Genomic DNA, 20853 nt, shown 5'->3' on the forward strand with positions numbered 1-20853 from the left:
GATATTTTTAGAAAAGCTTCCCTTTCGGAGTTTCTAATCAGGAAGCTTTTTAGTTATTATTTGGCTACATTTTGTGTGATTGTTCCGTTTCCTGGGTTCTTTATTGCCCCTTGTGGAAATGGCATTGTCCATAAATGAGAATCTGATTTTAATGTGTAAGCAGTTCCGTTTACCGTTTTGGTAAAACTTACTTTATAAATACCTTCTGCATTTAAACGACGTGCATCTGCAAAAGGAATCAGCGTGTTAATAAGTTCATTCCTTTTTGTTCTGTAAATAGCGTTTAAAGCAGTTGTTTTATCAGTAGTTGCAATGTCTTGATAATATGAAGGAAGAATACGAGTTTTGCGAACCGCATTTAAAACAGCTAATGCCTCGCTAATTTGCCCTGCTCGAGCCAGACATTCGGCTTTAATTAGATAAACCTCAACAGTTGTGATTCCACCAAAGTTGAAAGCTCCCGATAGGGTTCTTCTGTAATAGGTTTCTGCTCCAACAGTATATATTTTCCAACGAGAAATAAAACGGGCATCTCCAGCTTCAAAACGTTGTGCACGCTCTATCGGAATACTGTTTTCTGTTGTTAAATTATTAAAAGTACCATGACGATACGTGTAGTTTTCTACATAATTGTAGCTCATTGGCGATGTTGTGGTCGTATACGAATTTGGTACATCAATTATGGCTTTATTGGTATTGTAATATCCAATCCAGTCGTACAATTTATTGTTTTCTGCCAAGGCTAAATCGGCATATTTTAAAGCTTCTGTGTAGTTATTCATTTGAAGATAAACTCTTGAATAAAATGCGTAACCTGCACCTAAATTTGGGTGTAAAGGAGTTTGTGAAACTTTCAACAAATAAGGTAAAGCTTCTTTAACATCATTTAGTATAAAATCATACATTTCCTGAATTGTGACCTGCTTACTTGGTGCATTAATATTGGCACTTGTAATTAAAGGAACTGATAGTTTTGTTGAAGCAGTTGAAGCCAAATACGTATCGGCATAAAAATTAACGAGATTAAAATAGTTCATGGCGCGCAATATTTTTGCTTCTGCCCAAACTACTCTTTTTTCTGCTTCAGTCGCTTTAGTGGTATTTAATGCATTTTCTATAATTAAATTAAAAGTAGAAATACCGGCGTAACCTGAATAGTATGTTGTTTCATCTGAGACTTTCAATGCAATTCGGTCTGCATTTTCATCCCACAAATAAAGCGCATTGTATAATCTATTACTTGATAAAGTGGCAATAGTTACATATTGGTCGTTTAATAGTTGCGAAGCTCCTGTAATGTCAACTCTATGATTGGTGTATTCGTCACGCAAAAAAGCTTCATAATCTGCTAATGTAGTAGGTGATTTAAATCCTTTAGGGACATCGTCTAAATAATTTTCGCAAGAAGCAAAAGTTAATCCTAAAGCTAATAAACACGCTATTTTTTTATATATATTTTTCATCGTCTAGTTATTATAAATTAGAAATTAACATTTACACCAAAAACAAAGCTTGGAGATATAAAACCGCCCAGCATGTATTTGGCATCTCTACTTTTTGCAAATGTGTAGACATTTTCGGCGTTGAGATTGAAACGTACCCCGTCTAATTTTACTTTCTTAATAATTGAACTTGGCATTTGATAGGCTAGCGAAATGTTACTTAATCTCACATTTGAAGCATCCAAAATATTAACATCGGCATACGAATAAATGGTACGGGAATCTGAATTAAATTCTGGTTCATATTCATAAACCGCTCTTGGGACATTTGTAAAGGCTTCGTCTCCAGGTTTCATCCATCTATCGGCAATATGATTGTTTACTACTGTAATATCTGTAACATAACCTCCCATTGCACCGTTGTAATTATTATTTAACATGGGCAGAAAGGTATTTCTAACTTTATGTCCTAACTCGTAAATGAAAAGTGCTGAAAGCGAAAAGTTTTTATAATTGGCAGAAGTATGGAAAGAACCGCTATGCATTGGAACTGTAGAACCAAAATCTTTAATAGCATTTATTTGTCCTGGATTGTATTTTACTGCTGTTCCTGATGCATCATAAACTTGAGGAACTCCTGTATTACTTAGTCCTGCCCATTTGTAACCATAAATGGTGTTATAACTTTTTCCTATTCTAGGAAACGCTTGCGAATAATCCAGCTGCAGGTAATAAACAGGTGCTTCTACGTTTACATAATCTACTTCGTTTTTGTTGTAAGCATACAAAACTGAGGCATCCCAAGAGAATAAAGGTGTTTTGACAATAGTTCCTCTTAAACTCACTTCGACACCTTTGTTGGTCATTTCACCATTGTTTATGGTGTAAGTAGAATACCCCCAGCCTTCTGTTGGAATTCCTTGTGTGTTTGCTAGTAAATCCTCTCCTTTTTTATTATACAAATCGACAGTTCCGCTTAATCTGCTTTTGAAGAATGAAAAATCTAAACCAATGTCTGCAGTAGTTGTTTTTTCCCAAGATAATTCTGGATTTGGTCTTTTACTTACCGTTCCTTGATTACCTCCTACATTTGAATTAGAATTGTAATACGCTGTTAAATACGGCGCTGAATCTTTGGCTATATTTCCGCCAATACCATAAGAAGCACGAAGTTTAATACCATCTACCCAAGCAACATCAAAAAATGATTCTTTATCGATGTTCCATCCTGCTCCTGCAGACCAAGTTGGTTTATTTTGGTATTTGCTGTCGGTTCCCCAAAGGTTTGAACGATCCCAGCGAACACTTCCAGAAAGAGAATATCTTCTGTCATAAGTATAACCTCCGGTACCATAAACTGAAACATAACGGTTTTGCAATTCTTTTTCTAATGAAAATTCGTTTTGTGACATGTAGCCGCTAAAAATTGTTCCATATACTTTTAGTAAATCGGCTTGATTTATTGGAGCAAAACCTAAAGTCTGTGCATCATAACCATAGCGGGTGTTATCGTTATATTCTTGTTTAGAATGACGAATTTCCATACCTGCAATCGCAGAAAAGTCATGTTTCTCTGCAAAAGTCTGATTGAAATTTAACTGCTGACGGAAATTATAAGCGTTAGAATACTGATTCGTTTCTTTAATGATATCTCCGTAAGGCAAATTGTAAACAGCTTTATTATTAGCAATTGTGACCATACCATTTACTTTGCTTCTTACATAATACGAGTCTCTATCAAATAATTGACTAGCACGATCTGAACCAAATTCGTACTGAAACATGGCATTGTAAGTAAAGGCGTTACTAAATTTAACATTAAACTTGGCGAAGGTTCTATTTAGGAAGTTCTTGCTTTCAATAAGATTTCTTTTAAATTCATCCATTGGCGTGATATCCATGTTATAAAGACCATAAGTCTGCATAGAATTAAGCGTGAAATTATTGTAGCGAGATGCCGCTGTAGAAACAAAGTTAGTTCCGTCGTTATTTACCAGCTGATTGTATGGTAGATATTTAAACATAGGAGTATTAGCAAAATAACTCTGCGTATCTCCTTTTCCAAAATTGGTATAAGTTCCTAAATCCAGAGACAGCCAGCTGTTAATTTGTGTTGAGTTTTTCAAATTAATTCCTACCGACTGATTCTCAGAATATCTGTCTTCAAGCTGATTGTCTTTGTAAGTAATCGATGCATTAAAAGCATTAGTTCCAGTTGCTTTGCCTAAACTAAGGTTGTGCTGCAAAAAATACTGGTCGCGTTTTGCATATTTAGCAATATCATCAAAATATTTATACCCTTGCGAACCAAGTTGATCTAAACTACTGTTCATTTCTGCCATTGAAGTTTTTCCTGCATAACCATTTAAAATAGTCTGCATTCCTAAACTTGTATATACTGCATTATTTAGTAAAGATTGTGCATAAGTTGAGGCATTAGCCGTTTTCAAATTCGGGTTTCCTTCTGCCCATCCTCTTTCTAAACCAATAATATCAGCAGAATCCGTAAGATTTTCTGTGTAATTTCGATACGGCGTTATCGTTAAATTGCTTGAAAAAGAAATATTTGTTTTTCCTGCTTTTGCTTTTTTGGTTGTAATGACTACCACTCCATTTGCAGCGCGGGCACCATAAATAGACGAAGCGGCAGCATCTTTTAAAACTGTGATTGTTTCAATATCTTCTAAGTTTAAATTAGGAAGATTTTCTTCAATAGTATTGTACGGAGTTAATCTTGTATTTTCAACAGGAAAACCATCAATAACATATAAAGGTGCTGTTACGCCATTCATAGAGGTGGTTCCACGAATTCTTCCATCTTGATATCCAACAATACGTCCTTCTAAAATTTTATCTAAACTATTTAAACGCTGTTCTTGAAAATCTTTTGCTTTTAAACTAGAAAAAGATCCTGTTACTTTTTCTTCTGTAATATCCTGATAACCTGTTTTTAAGACTAAGCCTTCCAATTCCTGCACGTCTTCTTTTAAAACAACATTAATAACGCTTCTTCCTTCTACCTTTATTTCTTGTCTTACATATCCTAAATAAGAAAACGCTAAAGTAGTTTCGCTGCTTACAGCAATAATCTGATATTCACCATTAAAATCAGTATTTGCACCTCTTCCAGAACCGTTGTCAGCAACTGCTGCTCCTACCAAAGGCATTCCTTTTTCATCTGTTACTCTCCCTTTTACCATAAAATCTGCTACAGGCTTTTTCTCTTCGGGTTTTTCTGCAGAGATTTTTCTTGGCGTCAGAATAATATGGTTTCCAGATACTTTAAAATCAGTACTGGTATCATTAAAAATTTTGCTTAAAATAACTTCGATTGAAGTTTCGTATCCATTTACGTCGATTATTCGGTTCAAATCAACAGATCTTACGTTGTAAACAAATCGGTAGTCCGTAGTATATTCAAGTCTTTCAATCGCTTTGCCAACGGTCATTTTGCTGGCATTAAAAGAAATCTTATTTTTTTGAGAATAAGTGGTTCCAGCATGCATTACAGTCAATGCAGTTAACAGAAATAATGTAGTCAATTTCATTTTCAAATCAAATTTCAAAAAAGGCTTATCAAACCTGATTCTGTTCAATAGTTTTTTCATACTTTTAAAATGTTTTTTAATGTTGGTTGGTTAATTAACTGACCGCATGTACTCTACCGGGAAATGTTGGCGCATTTTCCGGTTTTTTTATAACGATCCTTTCATTTTGGATTTTTGTTACATAGGCTTCTTTAATTTTTAATTATAAATCATTAATTGTTAACTACTTAATAGTTATTTTATCCTTATCAATATTATAATCTATGGCGTAACTGTCGCTGAAATATTTCAAGACTGATTCAATCGGTTCATTGTCAAAACGGGCGTTAAAAATTTCTTTCCCGAGTGTTTTATTTCTGTTGATGAAAGTCACGTTGTATTGGCGTTCCAGTTTTTTGATGATGTCATCAAACGAAGCATTTTTAAACACCAAACTTCCTTTTATCCAATCAGTATAATAATCGGTATTAACCTGTTCGATTTTAATTTCGTTTTGTCCTTTTTGAGCAGAACCTTTAAAACCAGGCGCTAAATAAACTTGATTTTGGTTTGTTTTCTCTTCCTTATAAAGCGAAACTTTACCTTCAACCAAGACAACATCTGTACTAGGATTGTTAGAATAAGAATCTACATTGAACTTAGTTCCCAAAACCTCAACATTAACTTCCTGAGCATTTACCGTAAACGGATGACTCTTGTCTTTGCTTACTTCAAAATACGCTTCTCCAGTTAAATACACTTGTCTGTTTTGGTTTCTGACAAACTGAACCGGATATTTAAACAAGGTTCCAGAATTTAAATGCACCAAAGTTCCGTCTGATAATTGCACTTCAAATTTTTTCCCGTATGGAATTTTCAAGGTGTTGTAAACCAATTCTCCTTCAGCTAAAACTTTGTTATAAACCAATCTGTTTTTTTCTTGTTTTCCAATAATGTTTCCGTCTTTATCCGTAATATTTTTTTCTTCAGAAATATCAATATTCTCAGATGTTCCGTTACCGAATTGTAAAACAATTTCATCAACTCTTGGCACGATCACATTTTGTTTAACTTGTTCTGAGGTAGAATTTTTATAAAAATAAAATCCTCCCAGTGCCACAATCAAAACCGCTGCATACTTATAATACGATGAAAATCTCCTTTTGTAGAAAACATTATTTTCCTTCTTGATTCGCTCTGAAAGCTGTTTCTTAACTTCAGTCGAATCAAAAGTGTTCAAAGCAGTATCAATTGCATAATTGGTTTGCACAAAATCTTTAAATACAATTTGATTCTCTTCTTCTTTTAACCACTCTGTAAGCTGCTCAATCTCTTCTTGGGAAGCCTCGTTTGTGATAAATTTAACAATTAATCTCTCTGGCTTTTTTGCTATCATTTTAGTCGTTTTTAATATTATTACGAAGCCAAAAAACAAAACCCTAACAATTTGATAAAGTTTTTTTCATTTTACTGATTTTTTTATTTTTCACAAGTCTTTTCTTTCAACAAAACTCTACTAAATTAGTAGAAATTATAAATCAAAAGATTTACATTTGCATCTTCTAGGTTTTTTATTTGTAATAATTTTCAAATAGAAAAGACAAAAAAGAGGCCATTTTGACCAAATTCAGTTTACTTTTTGACCTCAAAAACTATTAATTTATATATTTGTTTTTATGAAGATTGATGATTACAGCGATAATATTATTCTAATTGAGTCTCTAAAAAATGGGGATGAAGGCGCCTACACGTATCTTATCGACACGTATCATCATAAACTTTGCGTGTATGCTAACAGCTTGGTTAAGAATATTTACAGTGCCGAAGATATTGTACAGAATGTTTTTATTAAAGTTTGGGAACACCGTACGAGATTAAAAGAAAATCATTCTTTAAAAAGTTTTCTCTACAAACTGGTCTACAATGAATTTATTGATTTGTATCGCAAAAACCAGTCTTTATTCTCTCTAGAAAAATCGTATTATGATGCCTTAAACGGAATTGTGCAGGAAGAGGATTCTGAAGCATTTCAGAGAGTTTTGAATGCAGTGAACAAAGAAATTCAAAACCTGCCTCCAAAGTGCAAAGAGGTTTTCATTCTAAGTAAAAAAGAAGGTTTAACGAATATTGAAATCGCTGAACATCTCGATGTTTCCATAAAAACAGTTGAAGCACAAATTACAAAGGCTTTTTCTATATTACGTAGTACTTTAGAAGAAAAGGTAAGAAGCGTTTTGTTTTTATTATTTTCGAATAAGAAGCTTTACTTCACAAATATGGATTCAACGGTTCAGTCGCATCTGCCATGCAAATCCGAAAGAAATTAAGAATTCGAAAATTATGCAGCCAATTTGCAAAATGATTTGAACAGGCTTGTTCCTGGCTTAAGCATCTTATTCTTTCTCAACATGTGCACAACTTAAACTCCTGCCAAGGTTCTTCCAGCAGACGAAAAACTTTTAAAACCCAAACCGTTTTGTATCCGCCATTTGATAGAACGATGATCTGCTCCACAATATTTTTCAGATATTTGCAATGTCGGATTTTAATCGTCGCTTGTGATGGACTGTGATATCGGCAGCATTAGAACCGCCTTTTATAAATATTTATTACCTTGGAGCGAAACCCTTAACTAAAACGCTTTAAACAATTTTTTCCAGAAGAAAAAACTAATGAAGAAGAAAACTGAAAAAAGAAAGCAACGTTTAAAAATTAGCCTGCAGCGCAATTAAAAAACAGCACCTCTTTCATCTATTAGAGGATAAATCTTACCGCGATAAAATAGCCCCCTCCAATAACTAATAATGGAAGAGCAATCGATAGCAGAACCAATGTCCATATAAATACTCTAAAGTAACTATACAAACTTACTTCCGATGGATCTGAAGGATTATAGATGACAGTTGCCGTCTCCCCTATTTTCCAAGCGGGAGGATCGGTTCCTTCTGCCAGTTCATATGTAACCAATCGGTTATCTTTTGTTTGAAAAGTAAAGATTGGCGCAAACACTTCGCCATCTGATTCGTACCTGTGAAGCCCAATAACAGTCGCAGTGGCTTTATTGCCATTTTTTAGAAATAGCATTGTATTGCGGAAAGAGAATATTGCCGATAGAAGGAATACTAGCCCTAGTCCCGAGATTAAATAATATTGCCACATAATTTTCTTTTTTATCTGTTCCATTTCAATTGCTTTATCATATGCCATAGTACGGGGTACGGGCATCAGTTGCCATTCACGCAATTCTGAAAATGTGGGACGCTGTCCTGCATCGCTTGTTTTTAAGACAGCATTTCGGCGGCATCGATCAGGTTTTCATCAGTGATGAATGCCCTGATGTAATCCCGCACCTCAGTGCTTCTGCTCACCTCGGTCTCGAAATAGTTGATATGGTACTGCTCATCTTTGTCAAGGATATGAATAATCTCGGTGTAGCCTTTTGAGATCAGGCTCCCTTTGAGCTTTAGGATCGTATGCTGCTGTCTCGCATCCAAATCTTTTCTCACCTGTAGTTGTATTGCTTTTTCCATTGTGAAAGATCTGTGGGTATTTTTGTTATTCTTTAATCAAATATACATATTTAGGCTGTATGCGCATTAGGCAGATGTGTTAAAAAAAAAAGCGGCAGTCTTAAAAGTGAAAATTTTAAAAGACCAGCATATAATCGTATAATAAAATGACTGTTCAGTTAATTATTTTACCTTGTCATACAATACAGGCATAGGATAAGGTGCAAAAATTAAGAACTGTACTATTAAAAAAAAGAAAATATTGCGGCATCAGTCAAATGCAGTGTGAAAGCATTCCTTTGGCTCATAGGGTTGATATTTGCCATAGATGCTTATTCCCAGGTGTCGCAGTAACCGCCTAAAGTCAATCCGGCTATTGAAACCTATGCTTTCTTGAGGGGCCAGAACTGACTTGGAAAAGTATCCATGCAGTTTCCCAGCCTGGTGATGATGTTCAACTTTGCGGCCAAATGCGGATGAAGTATTTTTCATTATTCCACTTCCAGATAGCTTAAAGTACACCTAAGCTTGGAATAGGCTGCCCGTAGAATAATAGCCTTCGGTTAGCAATGACCTTTAGTGTTCATTTTTAGGTGCGTTTAAAATTCTAGATAAAAGTTATTCGCAGATGCGACAGAACCGAAAAGATAGCCTACCGGCTATCTTTTTATTGGAGTTCAATTCTTGCTATATGTTTTTATCTATTTATTTCGAGTATGATTATACTTCGATACTTCCGATTCGATTTCCTGAATTGTTTTCTTTTTCCCTTTAGAGATCCATTCTAAAAGTTCTCCTTCAAAAAAGTACAGCTTTTTGCCATATTTATAGCTGGGGATTTTTCTCTGCCTTACAAGAGCGTAAATTGTAGGCTTTGCTTTTCCTATCAGCCGGCTCGCTTCTTCAATGCCGATGGGAATGCTTTTTTCTTTGGATTCATACACCTGCACATTCTGAATCATAAGTTTGATCTCAGCAATTTCTTTCAATAGATGAGCTACTGCTTTGGGCAGGTTATCAAAAGAGATTTCATTTATATCCATCGCCATAATTTTTAACAGTTATAGCGCAAATGAAAAAAGTGTTTCTGCTGTTCCTTTCTTCACAGCAGAAACACTTGAAAAACACAGCGCTTATAAGTATTGGCGCTTAAAAATGGGCAAAATCTTCCATAATCTTTATAAGCCCTTTCTGCTCATCATCTTTGAGATGCGTTTTAATGCTGTTCTCTTCAACATCTTTTAAAGCGTCGGCAAAAGTCAGCTTTAAAAATTTTGCGGCTCTGTCCTGTCTGCTGACCTTAAAACAGTTCCACATATTCCAGCCAAAATGATACAGATCGAGATTGGTCAGATCTTTTACTTTGACCGGTTTAATCTTTTCGAAATCTATTCCCTCAGCATATATCATTATATTCCTGCCCAATTGTTTCAGATCATCATCCGACGCATAAAGCGCGAACTCAAGCTGCGCATAACGGATTGCAGCATCAATTCTGGCCTGTTTCTGATTTTTGATTGCATTTTGCCTCTGCTCCCTAATCTGTTCAATATCTCTGGCTGAATTATTATTTTCAGACAATCCGGGTTTGGCTAAAGCGCCCTGCTGCTGCCCAATTTTTTGGAGGTCTTCATTTGGAATCAGGAGTTCAGGCGATCCATTTTTCTTTGCCTTCAAAAAACAGTTCAGCAGTCTCTCTGCCAAACCGTTCAGAAATAGGCTTAGAATTGAAAAGGCCAAAATTCCAAATCCAGTGCCTATCCAGAAAAATACGCTGGACGTATACTCATCAGCCCCCATTTCCTTCAGCACAAATCTTGCGACCGCGCCTATAAAAATGCAGACTAAAAAAAACAGACAGGTAAACTGCAATATATTCAAAGTACTTTATTTTCATTGCGCTCTTTTCTTTAAAGATTCCAACTGTATTGCCTGGGAAGCCCTGTTCTTCTTCTCATCTATCACTTTAGCGTAGATTTGAGTAGTTTTCACATTGGTATGCCCCAGCATTTTGCTGACCGTATAGATGTCTGTCCCGCTTGCCAGCTGAAGCGTTGCAAATGTATGGCGGAAGCAGTGGAAGGTGATATTTTTTTTAATGCCTGCAGATTCAACCCATTTTTTTAAAGGACGTGAAATCCACGACGGATCCGGCAGATCCTCAAAGACAAGCTGCCCGGAAAGCCTTGGCACTCCGCAGAGCTGGAAAGCCTGCTCAGAAATAGGCATATACTCAACACCCTTTGTCTTTTTCTGCGTGAAATGGAGCCTAGCCATACCATCTTCAAGATTTATATCTTTCCAGCGGAGCTTCTGGATGTCGGAATGCCTCAGACCTGTAAGCGCTGAGAAAAGCGCGGCTCTTTTAAGGATGTCCTTTTCGCAGGGCGTGTCCGCCAATGCATTCAGTTCTCCAATTGTCAGATACTCGCGTCTTGATTCCTGCTCAGGTATGCCTCTTATTTTTGACGACAGATCAACGGTTAGATATCCGTCGATAAAGGCCTGTTTTAAAGCCGCTTTAAATATTGAAAAATACCTTGCAGCAGTATTGCGGGAAAGTATTCCTTTCTTGCCACCTCCGAGCGGGGCACACAGCAGAAAAAGTTTAAATTCTTCCGCCATTCTGCCGTTAATCTGGGAAAACGCCAGCCTGCCTTTGGAATAGCTTTTCAAAAATTCTCTGGTCCGCTCCCAATTGATCTGAATGGATTTTGAACTTCTGGCGTGTCTTTTAGCCGCCACAGCGGCAACATATCTGATAAAATCCTCTTTTGCTTTTTCTTTCTGTTCAGCCAACAGGTTCTCAGCATCACTGTAAAGATCTGTATTATCGTATTCTTTCTGCCTGATTTTACGCACCCCGTCCGCATACAGCATTGCCTCGCGGTCGCTTTCGCTTCTGCACACTATTATTCCATTATCCGTCCGTCTGGGTTTATAGTATTTTATGCCCTGTGCATCTGTGCGGGCAGCTCTATTCTTGTCCCACTCCACTGTTGTCACGGATCTGTTTAAATATTCACGGATTCTCTGGGGCGTTTTCTTTCCGGAAACCTCAACAGGATAGCTTTCTATGTAGACATACCACTCTTTTCGGCCTTCTGCTTTTCGGAGGCGTACAGTCACCTTGGTTCTTGCTAATTGCTTCATATGAAATCATTTCCGTTATACAAGTTGTCAATTTCGCTTTTGGGGGCATATACATGTTTCCCGATCTGTCTGGTCGGAATTGAATATTTCCTGATATGGCTGTAGACAGAACCCTCGGATATCTGAAATCTCTGGGCTATTTCGCCGATGGAATAGCAGTCTTCTTTTTCAAGACTGTATAATTTTTTCTTTGGTGCGCTTTCAGCCACGTGCAGGCTTCGGGCAGGGCCGAACATCCCTTCCATAACTCTGCGGTCAATCCTAACAAGGCGGGTTCCCAGATTAACCGACGGAATTTTCCCTTGTTCTACAAGCCGGTAAAGTGTTCTTTTGGCAATGCCAAAAAGCATGCCAGCTTCAGGAACAGAAATAAATGCCCTGTTCGCGGGTATTTTATCTGTCAGAGCTTTGACCTCCTCTTCAATTTTAAGCCGCTTGATCTTCTGTTTGTATGCTTTTTTGCTGCATATATGTGAGCAGTAAACAGAAGTCACGGTCTTAGGCAGAAATTCCTCTCCGCAGTTAAGACATTGTTTATTTATTCTTTTCATCGCCTTTGTCTCCTCATTAAGGTACCATAAGGGTACATAAGTGCCACTTCGTCGCCTTTTAAGTGCCGGTACAAATATGGTACAAATATATGATAAAAAACGATTAAAAAACAGCAGAAATAAAAAATGAATAAAAAAGAAAAACCGCTGTAAACATTTTGTTTACAGCGGTTTAACACTTATTATTAACCGATGTTAATCAGTACTTATTTAACTTCTTCGAATTCAACGTCTTCAACATTGTCTCCAGATTGCTCTTGTTGTGGAGCAGCTTGTTGACCTGCTTGGTCGCCACCTTGAGCGTACATTGCTTCTGTAGCTGTTTTCCAAGCTGCATTTACATTGTCTAATCCTTTTTGGATTGCGTCAAGATCTTGAGATTGGTGAGCCATTCTCAATTCAGTTAAAGCGTATTCAATAGCTGTTTTTTGATCGTCTGTCAATTTATCTCCCAATTCTTTCAATTGACTTTCAGTTTGGAAAATAGTACTATCAGCTTCGTTCAATTTCTCAGCTCTTTCTTTTGCAATTCTATCTGCATCAGCATTAGCTTCAGCATCTTTTTTCATTCTTTCGATTTCTTCAGCTGTTAATCCAGAAGAAGCCTCGATACGGATATCGTGAGATTTTCCTGTTCCTTTATCAGTTGCAGAAACTTTGATAATACCGTTAGCATCGATATCGAAAGTTACTTCGATTTGAGGAACTCCTCTTGGTGCTGGTGGAATACCATCTAAGTGGAAACGACCGATAGTTTTGTTATCAGCTGCCATAGCTCTTTCTCCTTGCAATACGTGGATTTCAACAGATGGTTGAGAATCAGCAGCAGTAGAGAATACTTGAGATTTTTTAGTTGGGATAGTTGTGTTAGCCTCAATTAATTTAGTTAATACACCACCCATAGTTTCGATACCTAAAGAAAGAGGAGTTACATCAAGTAACAATACATCTTTTACATCTCCAGATAAAACTCCACCTTGAATAGCAGCTCCAATAGCCACAACCTCATCAGGGTTAACACCTTTAGAAGCTTTTTTACCAAAGAATTTTTCAACTTCGTCAGCGATTCTTGGCATACGAGTAGAACCTCCTACAAGAATTACTTCGTCGATATCAGATGTAGATAAACCTGCATCTTTTAATGCTTTAGCAACTGGCTCCATAGAACGTTTTACTAATGCATCTGATAATTGCTCAAATTTAGCTCTAGTTAATTTTTTTACTAAGTGTTTTGGTCCAGAAGCAGTAGCTGTTACGTAAGGTAAGTTTACCTCAGTCTCAGCAGAAGAAGATAATTCAATTTTAGCTTTCTCAGCAGCTTCTTTTAAACGCTGTAATGACATTGGATCTAAACGTAAGTCAATACCTTCTTCAGATTTGAATTCGTCAGCTAACCAGTCAATAATAACTTGGTCAAAGTCATCACCACCTAAGTGAGTATCACCGTTTGTAGATAATACTTCAAATACACCGTCTCCTAATTCAAGAACAGAGATATCAAAAGTACCTCCACCTAAATCGTAAACAGCAATTTTTTGATCAGTTCCTTTTTTATCTAATCCGTAAGCAAGTGCAGCAGCAGTTGGCTCGTTGATGATACGCATAACTTTAAGACCAGCGATTTCACCAGCTTCTTTTGTAGCTTGACGCTGAGCATCGTTAAAGTAAGCAGGAACAGTAATAACTGCTTCAGAAACTGTTTGACCTAAATAGTCTTCAGCAGTTTTTTTCATTTTTTGAAGTGTCATTGCAGACAATTCTTGTGGAGTATATAAACGACCGTCAATATCCACACGTGGAGTATTGTTGTCACCTTTTACCACTTTGTAAGGAACTCTTTTTGCTTCACCTTCAGTTTCTGCAAAAGTGTGTCCCATAAAACGTTTAATAGAAGCAATCGTTTTTGTAGGATTCGTTACTGCTTGTCTTTTTGCAGGATCACCTACTTTAATTTCGCCACCTTCAACAAAAGCGATGATAGATGGTGTAGTTCTTTTTCCTTCTGCGTTAGGGATAACAACTGCTTCGTTACCTTCCATTACAGAAACACAAGAGTTCGTCGTACCTAAGTCAATTCCGATTATTTTACCCATTTTTTATATATTTAATTTTTGATTTTATTTTAATAACTCAGGTGGCATAAGTCAATCTTTGTGCCAATATAAAAAACCAAATAAAATTGTCAGTTTTACTGTCGAGACTAAAAAATCGTCTGACAACATGACATTTTTAAGACATGACAAATATGGCATAACAACACAATTATATCATTATGAGCTAACACTGACTTTTTCTCCTATTCTTTTTACAGCTTACTTGATTTATAAAATTTAATAAATAACCAAACAAATTAAAATCTCTTCGATGATCACTAGTAAAAAATAATATATTTGAAAATAAATATCAAGTGACATCCCTAACATATAATTGATTGCTTTTAAGCGATTTCATATAATTTTATCACAAATTAAGCTAACGAGAAGTTTACGAATAGCATTTAATATTTTTTAAAAAATGAAGAGACACATTGCAATTTTTATTATCAATCTGATAGCTTTACTTCTTTTCATTACTTCTCTTTCAACTACCTATCATAATGTAAAGCATTTTGATAAAAGTGATATTATAACAGGAACAGTTACCAAAGTAAATTCAGTTTCGAATTATAATAAGGGCGGAACATTACATGGATTCGAATATGAAATCAACAACAATAAGAATGTTTTATATTTGACAGCATACGAAAGATTAAACTACACAATTAATGTTGGAGACAGAATAGTTTCTAAAAATTTACACGCAGGAAATACGAACTCAAAAATATTAACTATTAATGATGAAAAAATTAATTCCTATTATGGAATATTTGACTTTTTAATGTTGATCGTAGTTGTTGCAGTTCCTTTGATGTACCTTTTTTATTTTAAAATAATGAATAAAAGAAAATACATAAATAGAACTGAAGAATACAAATTGATATATAATAGAAAAAGACATAAACAGAAATAGAAGTCTGAAAAAAAAATGTATAGTTTAAAAAAGCATAATAAATGAAGTTGATAAAATTATTTTTAAACATCTAAACGAAAACAGATTACTAGATTAAACACTAATTAAAGAAGAATGGAAAACTACAGCATTATCATCTTTATACTTGCTATCGTAATAGGACTATCGGCTTTTGCAGACAAAGCAAAACTTCCCTACCCCATTCTGCTTGTGATTGTTGGAGTTGCTATTGGTTTTATTCCGACTATGCAGGAAATCGAAATCAATCCTGAAATTATTTTCCTGATTTTTCTTCCTCCGCTATTATACGATGCTTCTTTTAATATCTCTCCAAAAGATTTCAAAACCAATATCAATACTATTGGTGCTCTTGCGATTTCTTTGGTCTTTTTAACAGCAAGCGGTATCGCTGCCGTTGCTTATCTTATAATTCCAGAAATGACCTGGCCATTAGCTTTTGTTCTAGGCGCTATACTTTCTGCTACCGATGCTGTTGCAGCAATCAATATCACTAAAGGATTAAAAATCTCTCATAAAACCATTACGATTTTGGAAGGCGAAAGTTTAATTAATGACGCTTCTGCACTGGTTGCTTATCGTTTTGCCGTTGCCGCTGTAATGGGTTCTGCATTTATAATATGGAAAGCGACTTTGCAATTTATGTTTCTTTTAGGAGGTGGCTTTCTTATCGGATTTATAATGGCAAAAATCCTTTCGTTTATTTTAACCAAAGTTCACAAAAATATAAATGTGACAATCAGTTTTATGCTTTTAATGCCATTTGTCACTTATTTGGTCGCTGAACATCTGCATGTTTCTGGCGTCATTGCGGTTGTTATTTTAGGATTAGCAATTGCCAGATTCAGCAAAAAAATATTCCCTGAAAGCCTAAAAAATCAATCTCGAAACCTTTGGGATATTATCATTTTCTTGCTAAACGGATTAATTTTTATTTTAATCGGACTTAATTTCAGATACATTCTAGAAGACATCGAGAGCTATTTAATACTTCCTTACATTGGTTATGCAGCCATTATTACAATCGTGGCTTTGCTTATTCGAATGATTAGAATTTATTTGCAGAAAATCAATCTACAAAAAGCATTTCAAAAGAGTAAAAATGGAAAAAGAAAAGTAAGCGAAAATGCGCTCCTTGACTTTGGAAACAGTTTAATTATAAGCTGGTCAGGAATGCGAGGTATTGTATCGCTAGCCATTGCAATCGGACTTCCGAGATTTCTCGAAGACGGAACTCCTTTTCCGCTTAGAAATGCCATTATTTTCATTTCTGTCGCAGTGGTGCTTCTGACATTAATCGGACAAGGATTGACATTGCCATGGATTGTAAAAAAAATAAATGAAATTGAAGAAAAAAAACAGCTAAACCAATAAAATCCTGAATACACTAATTAACCAAATTTAAACCAAAACTATGGAACAAGAATTAAAAGGTCATTTTGACGAATTTGAAAAACCTGCTATTATAAGACGAAAACTATTGCCATGGTGGATAAAAGTTTTCTGCTGGATTTTTATGTTTATGGCCATTTGTGCAATTGGTTCTCTCATTACCAATCTTTTTGTTCCCAACGTAAATTTATCTCTATACGGATTCTCAACCGACACTGCTTATTCCGGAACTGGATTATTTATAATTGCCATTATGCTTTTAAAGGGATTTGTAGCCTATTCGCTTTGGTTTGAAAAACCTAATGCTATCATGATTGCCAAAATAGATGCACTTGTAGGCATTGCAATTTGTGTTGCTTCTCTTTTTATACTTCCTTTCAGCACAGGAAAAGATCATTTTTCTTTTAGATTAGAAATTTTACTGCTTATTCCCTATTACATGAAAGTAAACAAAATAGAATACGAATGGGATAATCTTGAAAGTATCTAAAAATAACGTAATTTTATGACTGCGCATTTTTGTTTAATTTAAAACGATCAAAAAATGACTTCGGAAATTCTATCCACAACACCTGATTCAGAAGTGGTAACAACACGAATTCTGAATTTCCCTCAAGAACTAGTTTTCAAGGCATGGAGCGATCCTGAGCATTTAAAAAACTGGTGGGGACCAAAAGGCTTTACAAACACTTTTCATGAATTTAATTTTTGCGAAGGCGGCAAATGGAGCTTCATCATGCATGGCCCTGAAGTTGGAAATTATGCCAACGAATGCGAATTTATAAAAATTGACAAACCGAATCTTATTGCTTGGAAACGTCATTCTAAACCGCTTTTTCAAATTCTAACCACATTTGAAACTATTTCTGAAAATGAAACAAAAGTGGTTTTTAAAATGCTTTTTGAAACCGAAGAAGAATGCCAAAAACTAAAACCTTACGTAGTTGATAAAAACGAAGAAAACTTCGACAAACTTGAAGTTGAACTGGCGAAAATGACATTGTAATACATTAATTAAAAACATAGCAAGATTTGGATTTTTTTGCTTCCTAACAAATATGATTTTTGCTTAAAAAAATTTATGGATGCAAATTTTAAAATCAAGTCTTTAAATCATACAGAGTTTTTAGGCTACTTTGAATTAACAGATCTAGAACTAGAAAAAATCGGCGCAATCAGAATGACTGTCGATAAATTTCCGGGATTTCCTTGTAGAGTAAGCCTAGAAGATGCTCAAATTAGCGAAGAAGTTATTCTTTTACCCTACAGCCATCATAAAACTACCTCACCTTATCGAGCGAGCGGACCGATTTTTATACGAAAGAAAGCCACTACAACCACTTTCGAAATCAACGAAGTGCCACTTATGTTTAATCACAGATTACTTTCGTTGCGCGGTTATGACAAAAATGGCATGATGAAAGAAGCGTCTGTGGTTGAAGGAAATACCCTCAAAGAAAGCATTATCAAGACTTTTGAAAACGAAAAAATAAAGTACATCCACATTCATAATGCAAGACCAGGATGTTATAACTGTCTAGTCGAAAGAGCATAATTGAAAGTATTTTACAACATGCTGCAAATTCAAAAACAACAAAAAAATATGCATGCATAGTAATTTTATGATATTCGTTTGTTTTTTATTCGTAATTTCGATTTCTCATTAAAATTACAATTATAAAATGGCTTCATTTGTAAAAGAAATATCTTTCCGCTGGTCAGATCTAGACCCGAATTTTCACGTTCGTCATAGTGCTTATTACGATTTTGGCGCACAGCATCGTATCGAAATCCTTGAAGAACTGGGATTAACTCTAAAAGTAATGCAGACACAAGGTTTTGGACCTGTTTTATTTAGAGAAGAATGCGTTTTCAGAAAAGAATTAAAACTTTCAGACAAAATATTCATTCATACTAAAACTTCAAAAATGAAAGCCGATGCTTCACGTTGGTCTATCATTCACGAATTTAGAAGAGATGATGATACGCTTTGCGCAACGATTACAGTAGACGGAGCTTGGATGGATACCAAACTTAGAAAATTGGCTTCTCCAACCCCAGAAATAGCGATTGAAGCTTTGAGTATTTTCCCTAAAAGCGACGATTTTGTTGGGTTATAAACCGACGATGTCATAAACTTATAAAAAATCCCAAAGACAATTGCTGACATTGCCTTTGGGATTTTTTTCTCAACAAACTTTTATTTTTAATTTCGTTATTCAAACTTTAATCCGAAGTTTACCCTTTCAAAAGTCGTACTGCAGGAAAAGGCAAAACGTCCGACATTGACAGTTCCGAAAATCCCACCAACTGAATGCCCAGAATAAAATCCTCCAGCAGAAAATCGGCGAACCTGATATTTTAAAGCAATGTCATTTACTCTCGAACTCAATTGTCCAAAAGCAATCACATTTGGGATAATTTCATAACTTCCAAAAACTTTGGGAACGAGTTTTTTATAGTAATCAAAACTTTCATCGGTATCATAATCAATTATTGATGAATGCAGATTTTCTAAATTTCCTCCAATATAGGTATTTTCAGAAAAATGCCATGAGATGCTAAAACCCGTAAAAGTCCCCTCATAACCGCTTCTAGAATCGACATATCCTATGCCAATTGTAGCTCTAAATTTATCGCAAATTTTACCGATATAACCCACATAAGTACGATCGATTTCAGACTTATCAATTCCAGCACCAAAAATAATATCGTTCTCACACATCGTAAGAGCATACTGAAAATAAGCTGAATATTGATCTTGATTTGCCGCAACAACGCTACGGCCTTTATCAAGGTCTATATTTGCAGAAATTAAGGTTGAGTTTATAACTGCGAAATCAAAAGTATTGAGTTCTTGGGCAAATGTGGGGACTGTGAGCAGGAGCAAAAGTATTGTCTTTTTCATAATACTAATATTTAAGGCTTACAACATTCTAATACTAAATTACATCCATTTTTCCTATTAATAAAAGAAGTCCTTTGAAGTGCTACATTACTCGTCAAAATGCATTATTTTCACAATCATCATCATTTAATCGATAAAATTTCAATAAATCATCGATTATTGACATCAAAAACAACGAAACCATTTTAAAAGCTTTTTTTCTGATAACTTTAAGATTTTGAGCTTTGTTTTAAAACTGGTTCGGTTTAACTTTATAAATCATTAAAAAAATTGCCTCTCAAATGAAAATCCTGAAACTATTATTCATACTCATTCCTTGCTTAAGTTTTGGCCAACAGGTAAATATAAAAGCATTAGATATTAATTTAACGAATTACGAATATCCTTTTCCTGTTCATTTTATTGAACTGAGCAACCAACGCCAGTACTTGAAAATGAGCTATATGGATATTATACCAGAAAACTATAATCAAAAAAACATTGTTTTACTGCACGGAAAAAATTTCAATGGTGCCTATTGGGAAACTACAATTAAAGCGCTAACAAAAGAAGGGTATCGTGTGATTGTTCCAGACCAAATTGGTTTTGGGAAATCTACAAAACCAGACCATTTTCAATACACTTTTCAGCAATTGGCCGAAAACACCAAAAGACTTTTAGATCATTTAGGAATTAATAAAACCACAATTTTAGGTCATTCTATGGGCGGAATGCTGGCAACGCGTTTTGCATTGATGTATCCAGAAACTACAGAAAAACTGGTTTTAGAAAATCCGATTGGTTTAGAAGATTGGAAATTAGTCGTGCCATACCAACCTGTTGATTGGTGGTACGAATCGGAATTAAAACAGAATTACGAAAGCATTAAGCAATACCAAATGGCAAATTATTATGACGGAAAATGGAATGCCGATTATCAAAAATGGGCTGAACTTGGCGCAGGCTGGACAACTGCACCAAATTATGACATTGTGGCTTGGAACTCGGCTCTTTTGTACGATATGATTTTTACACAGCCTGTTTTGTATGAATTTAAAAACATCAAATGCCCAACATTATTGATTATCGGAACGAGAGACAAAACCACCTTAGGAAAACCTTTAGTTTCTGAAGAAGTGAGAAAAACAATGGGAAATTATGCTGAATTGGGCAAGAAAACTCAAAAAGAAATTCCGAATGCAAAACTCGTTGAGATTCCAAATACGGGACATTTACCACATATCGAATCTTTTGATTCGTTTATAAAATCATTAATCGTATTTTTGAAATGATATTTTTTTTTCCGCCACGAATTACACGAATTTACACGAATTAATTTTCTAAAATCTTTAAATAAAAAATTAG

At 35.3% G+C, this 20853-nt stretch carries 19 protein-coding genes; 8 read left to right on the forward strand and 11 right to left on the reverse strand.

The genetic code is table 11. From position 1 onward, the window contains the following. Positions 1-56: 56 nt before the first annotated feature. From BLP44_RS04985 to BLP44_RS04995, 3 genes are all read right to left on the reverse strand, one after another. Positions 57-1463 carry a RagB/SusD family nutrient uptake outer membrane protein gene (locus BLP44_RS04985; RefSeq protein WP_091130116.1) on the reverse strand — a complete coding sequence of 469 codons (1407 nt, stop codon included), beginning with the start codon at positions 1461-1463 and terminating at the stop codon, positions 57-59. Positions 1464-1480: 17 nt separating this feature from the next. Further along, positions 1481-5050, reverse strand: coding sequence for a SusC/RagA family TonB-linked outer membrane protein (locus BLP44_RS04990; RefSeq protein ID WP_091130120.1), 3570 nt, complete (start codon positions 5048-5050; stop codon positions 1481-1483). A 163-nt stretch (positions 5051-5213) separates the two neighbouring features. Continuing rightward, positions 5214-6365 (reverse strand): FecR family protein, encoded by a 1152-nt coding sequence (locus BLP44_RS04995; RefSeq protein WP_091130123.1) that lies wholly within the window; start codon positions 6363-6365, stop codon positions 5214-5216. 280 nt (positions 6366-6645) lie between these two features. Between BLP44_RS04995 and BLP44_RS05000 the strand changes: the two genes are divergently transcribed. Beyond that, entirely contained in the window at positions 6646-7296 is a 651-nt protein-coding gene (locus tag BLP44_RS05000) for an RNA polymerase sigma factor (RefSeq protein ID WP_244511681.1), read from the forward strand. 427 nt (positions 7297-7723) lie between these two features. Here BLP44_RS05000 and BLP44_RS05005 read toward each other — a convergent pair whose 3' ends face one another. From BLP44_RS05005 to dnaK, 7 genes are all read right to left on the reverse strand, one after another. Next, on the reverse strand, positions 7724-8194 hold the full coding sequence (locus tag BLP44_RS05005) for a DUF3592 domain-containing protein (protein ID WP_244511682.1): 471 nt from the start codon (positions 8192-8194) through the stop codon (positions 7724-7726). Between the two features lie 56 nt (positions 8195-8250). Next, positions 8251-8499, reverse strand: coding sequence for a hypothetical protein (locus BLP44_RS05010; RefSeq protein WP_091130126.1), 249 nt, complete (start codon positions 8497-8499; stop codon positions 8251-8253). A 680-nt stretch (positions 8500-9179) separates the two neighbouring features. Beyond that, complete coding sequence (locus BLP44_RS05015; protein WP_091131355.1) at positions 9180-9521, reverse strand: helix-turn-helix domain-containing protein; 342 nt, start codon at positions 9519-9521, stop codon at positions 9180-9182. Positions 9522-9627: 106 nt separating this feature from the next. Continuing rightward, entirely contained in the window at positions 9628-10359 is a 732-nt protein-coding gene (locus tag BLP44_RS05020) for a hypothetical protein (RefSeq protein ID WP_244511684.1), read from the reverse strand. 12 nt (positions 10360-10371) lie between these two features. Further along, complete coding sequence (locus BLP44_RS05025; protein ID WP_091130130.1) at positions 10372-11631, reverse strand: site-specific integrase; 1260 nt, start codon at positions 11629-11631, stop codon at positions 10372-10374. Further along, positions 11628-12182 carry a helix-turn-helix domain-containing protein gene (locus BLP44_RS05030; protein ID WP_091130134.1) on the reverse strand — a complete coding sequence of 185 codons (555 nt, stop codon included), beginning with the start codon at positions 12180-12182 and terminating at the stop codon, positions 11628-11630. The genes BLP44_RS05025 and BLP44_RS05030 overlap by 4 nt, the downstream gene beginning before the upstream one ends. A 206-nt stretch (positions 12183-12388) precedes the next feature. Beyond that, entirely contained in the window at positions 12389-14275 is a 1887-nt protein-coding gene (gene dnaK / locus BLP44_RS05035) for a molecular chaperone DnaK (protein WP_008462816.1), read from the reverse strand. A 421-nt stretch (positions 14276-14696) separates the two neighbouring features. On the opposite strand from dnaK, the gene BLP44_RS05040 reads away from it, so the two are divergent. From BLP44_RS05040 to BLP44_RS05065, 6 genes are all read left to right on the forward strand, one after another. Beyond that, positions 14697-15191, forward strand: a complete 495-nt coding sequence (locus tag BLP44_RS05040) for a hypothetical protein (protein WP_091130137.1) — start codon at positions 14697-14699, stop codon at positions 15189-15191. A gap of 114 nt (positions 15192-15305) precedes the next feature. Continuing rightward, positions 15306-16583, forward strand: coding sequence for a Na+/H+ antiporter (locus BLP44_RS05045; RefSeq protein ID WP_091130141.1), 1278 nt, complete (start codon positions 15306-15308; stop codon positions 16581-16583). Between the two features lie 40 nt (positions 16584-16623). Beyond that, positions 16624-17091 carry a hypothetical protein gene (locus tag BLP44_RS05050; RefSeq protein ID WP_091130144.1) on the forward strand — a complete coding sequence of 156 codons (468 nt, stop codon included), beginning with the start codon at positions 16624-16626 and terminating at the stop codon, positions 17089-17091. A 54-nt stretch (positions 17092-17145) separates the two neighbouring features. Then, positions 17146-17607, forward strand: coding sequence for an SRPBCC family protein (locus BLP44_RS05055; RefSeq protein WP_091130148.1), 462 nt, complete (start codon positions 17146-17148; stop codon positions 17605-17607). Between the two features lie 75 nt (positions 17608-17682). Then, positions 17683-18156: a DUF1203 domain-containing protein gene (locus BLP44_RS05060; protein WP_091130152.1), complete on the forward strand. Its 474-nt coding sequence runs from the start codon at positions 17683-17685 to the stop codon at positions 18154-18156. A 127-nt stretch (positions 18157-18283) separates the two neighbouring features. Continuing rightward, positions 18284-18721, forward strand: coding sequence for an acyl-CoA thioesterase (locus BLP44_RS05065; RefSeq protein WP_091130156.1), 438 nt, complete (start codon positions 18284-18286; stop codon positions 18719-18721). A gap of 95 nt (positions 18722-18816) precedes the next feature. On the opposite strand, the gene BLP44_RS05070 is transcribed toward BLP44_RS05065, so the two are convergent. Further along, positions 18817-19509, reverse strand: a complete 693-nt coding sequence (locus BLP44_RS05070) for a hypothetical protein (RefSeq protein WP_091130160.1) — start codon at positions 19507-19509, stop codon at positions 18817-18819. A 281-nt stretch (positions 19510-19790) separates the two neighbouring features. Between BLP44_RS05070 and BLP44_RS05075 the strand changes: the two genes are divergently transcribed. Further along, positions 19791-20780 (forward strand): alpha/beta fold hydrolase, encoded by a 990-nt coding sequence (locus tag BLP44_RS05075; RefSeq protein ID WP_091130163.1) that lies wholly within the window; start codon positions 19791-19793, stop codon positions 20778-20780. The last annotated feature ends 73 nt before the right edge of the window (positions 20781-20853 follow it).

Origin of the sequence: Flavobacterium anhuiense (assembly GCF_900101855.1) — a bacterium.
Taxonomy (GTDB): domain Bacteria; phylum Bacteroidota; class Bacteroidia; order Flavobacteriales; family Flavobacteriaceae; genus Flavobacterium; species Flavobacterium anhuiense.

Coding starts and splice junctions, on each gene's coding strand:
- BLP44_RS05045 (WP_091130141.1), top strand. CDS start 15,306: ATGGAAAACTACAGCATTATCATCTTTATACTTGCTATCGTAATAGGA.
- BLP44_RS05060 (WP_091130152.1), top strand. CDS start 17,683: ATGGATGCAAATTTTAAAATCAAGTCTTTAAATCATACAGAGTTTTTA.
- BLP44_RS05015 (WP_091131355.1), bottom strand. CDS start 9,521: ATGGATATAAATGAAATCTCTTTTGATAACCTGCCCAAAGCAGTAGCT.
- BLP44_RS05005 (WP_244511682.1), bottom strand. CDS start 8,194: ATGCCCGTACCCCGTACTATGGCATATGATAAAGCAATTGAAATGGAA.
- BLP44_RS05000 (WP_244511681.1), top strand. CDS start 6,646: ATGAAGATTGATGATTACAGCGATAATATTATTCTAATTGAGTCTCTA.
- BLP44_RS04985 (WP_091130116.1), bottom strand. CDS start 1,463: ATGAAAAATATATATAAAAAAATAGCGTGTTTATTAGCTTTAGGATTA.
- dnaK (WP_008462816.1), bottom strand. CDS start 14,275: ATGGGTAAAATAATCGGAATTGACTTAGGTACGACGAACTCTTGTGTT.
- BLP44_RS05075 (WP_091130163.1), top strand. CDS start 19,791: ATGAAAATCCTGAAACTATTATTCATACTCATTCCTTGCTTAAGTTTT.
- BLP44_RS05040 (WP_091130137.1), top strand. CDS start 14,697: ATGAAGAGACACATTGCAATTTTTATTATCAATCTGATAGCTTTACTT.
- BLP44_RS05050 (WP_091130144.1), top strand. CDS start 16,624: ATGGAACAAGAATTAAAAGGTCATTTTGACGAATTTGAAAAACCTGCT.
- BLP44_RS05065 (WP_091130156.1), top strand. CDS start 18,284: ATGGCTTCATTTGTAAAAGAAATATCTTTCCGCTGGTCAGATCTAGAC.
- BLP44_RS04990 (WP_091130120.1), bottom strand. CDS start 5,050: ATGAAAAAACTATTGAACAGAATCAGGTTTGATAAGCCTTTTTTGAAA.
- BLP44_RS05070 (WP_091130160.1), bottom strand. CDS start 19,509: ATGAAAAAGACAATACTTTTGCTCCTGCTCACAGTCCCCACATTTGCC.
- BLP44_RS05010 (WP_091130126.1), bottom strand. CDS start 8,499: ATGGAAAAAGCAATACAACTACAGGTGAGAAAAGATTTGGATGCGAGA.
- BLP44_RS05030 (WP_091130134.1), bottom strand. CDS start 12,182: ATGAAAAGAATAAATAAACAATGTCTTAACTGCGGAGAGGAATTTCTG.
- BLP44_RS05055 (WP_091130148.1), top strand. CDS start 17,146: ATGACTTCGGAAATTCTATCCACAACACCTGATTCAGAAGTGGTAACA.
- BLP44_RS05025 (WP_091130130.1), bottom strand. CDS start 11,631: ATGAAGCAATTAGCAAGAACCAAGGTGACTGTACGCCTCCGAAAAGCA.
- BLP44_RS04995 (WP_091130123.1), bottom strand. CDS start 6,365: ATGATAGCAAAAAAGCCAGAGAGATTAATTGTTAAATTTATCACAAAC.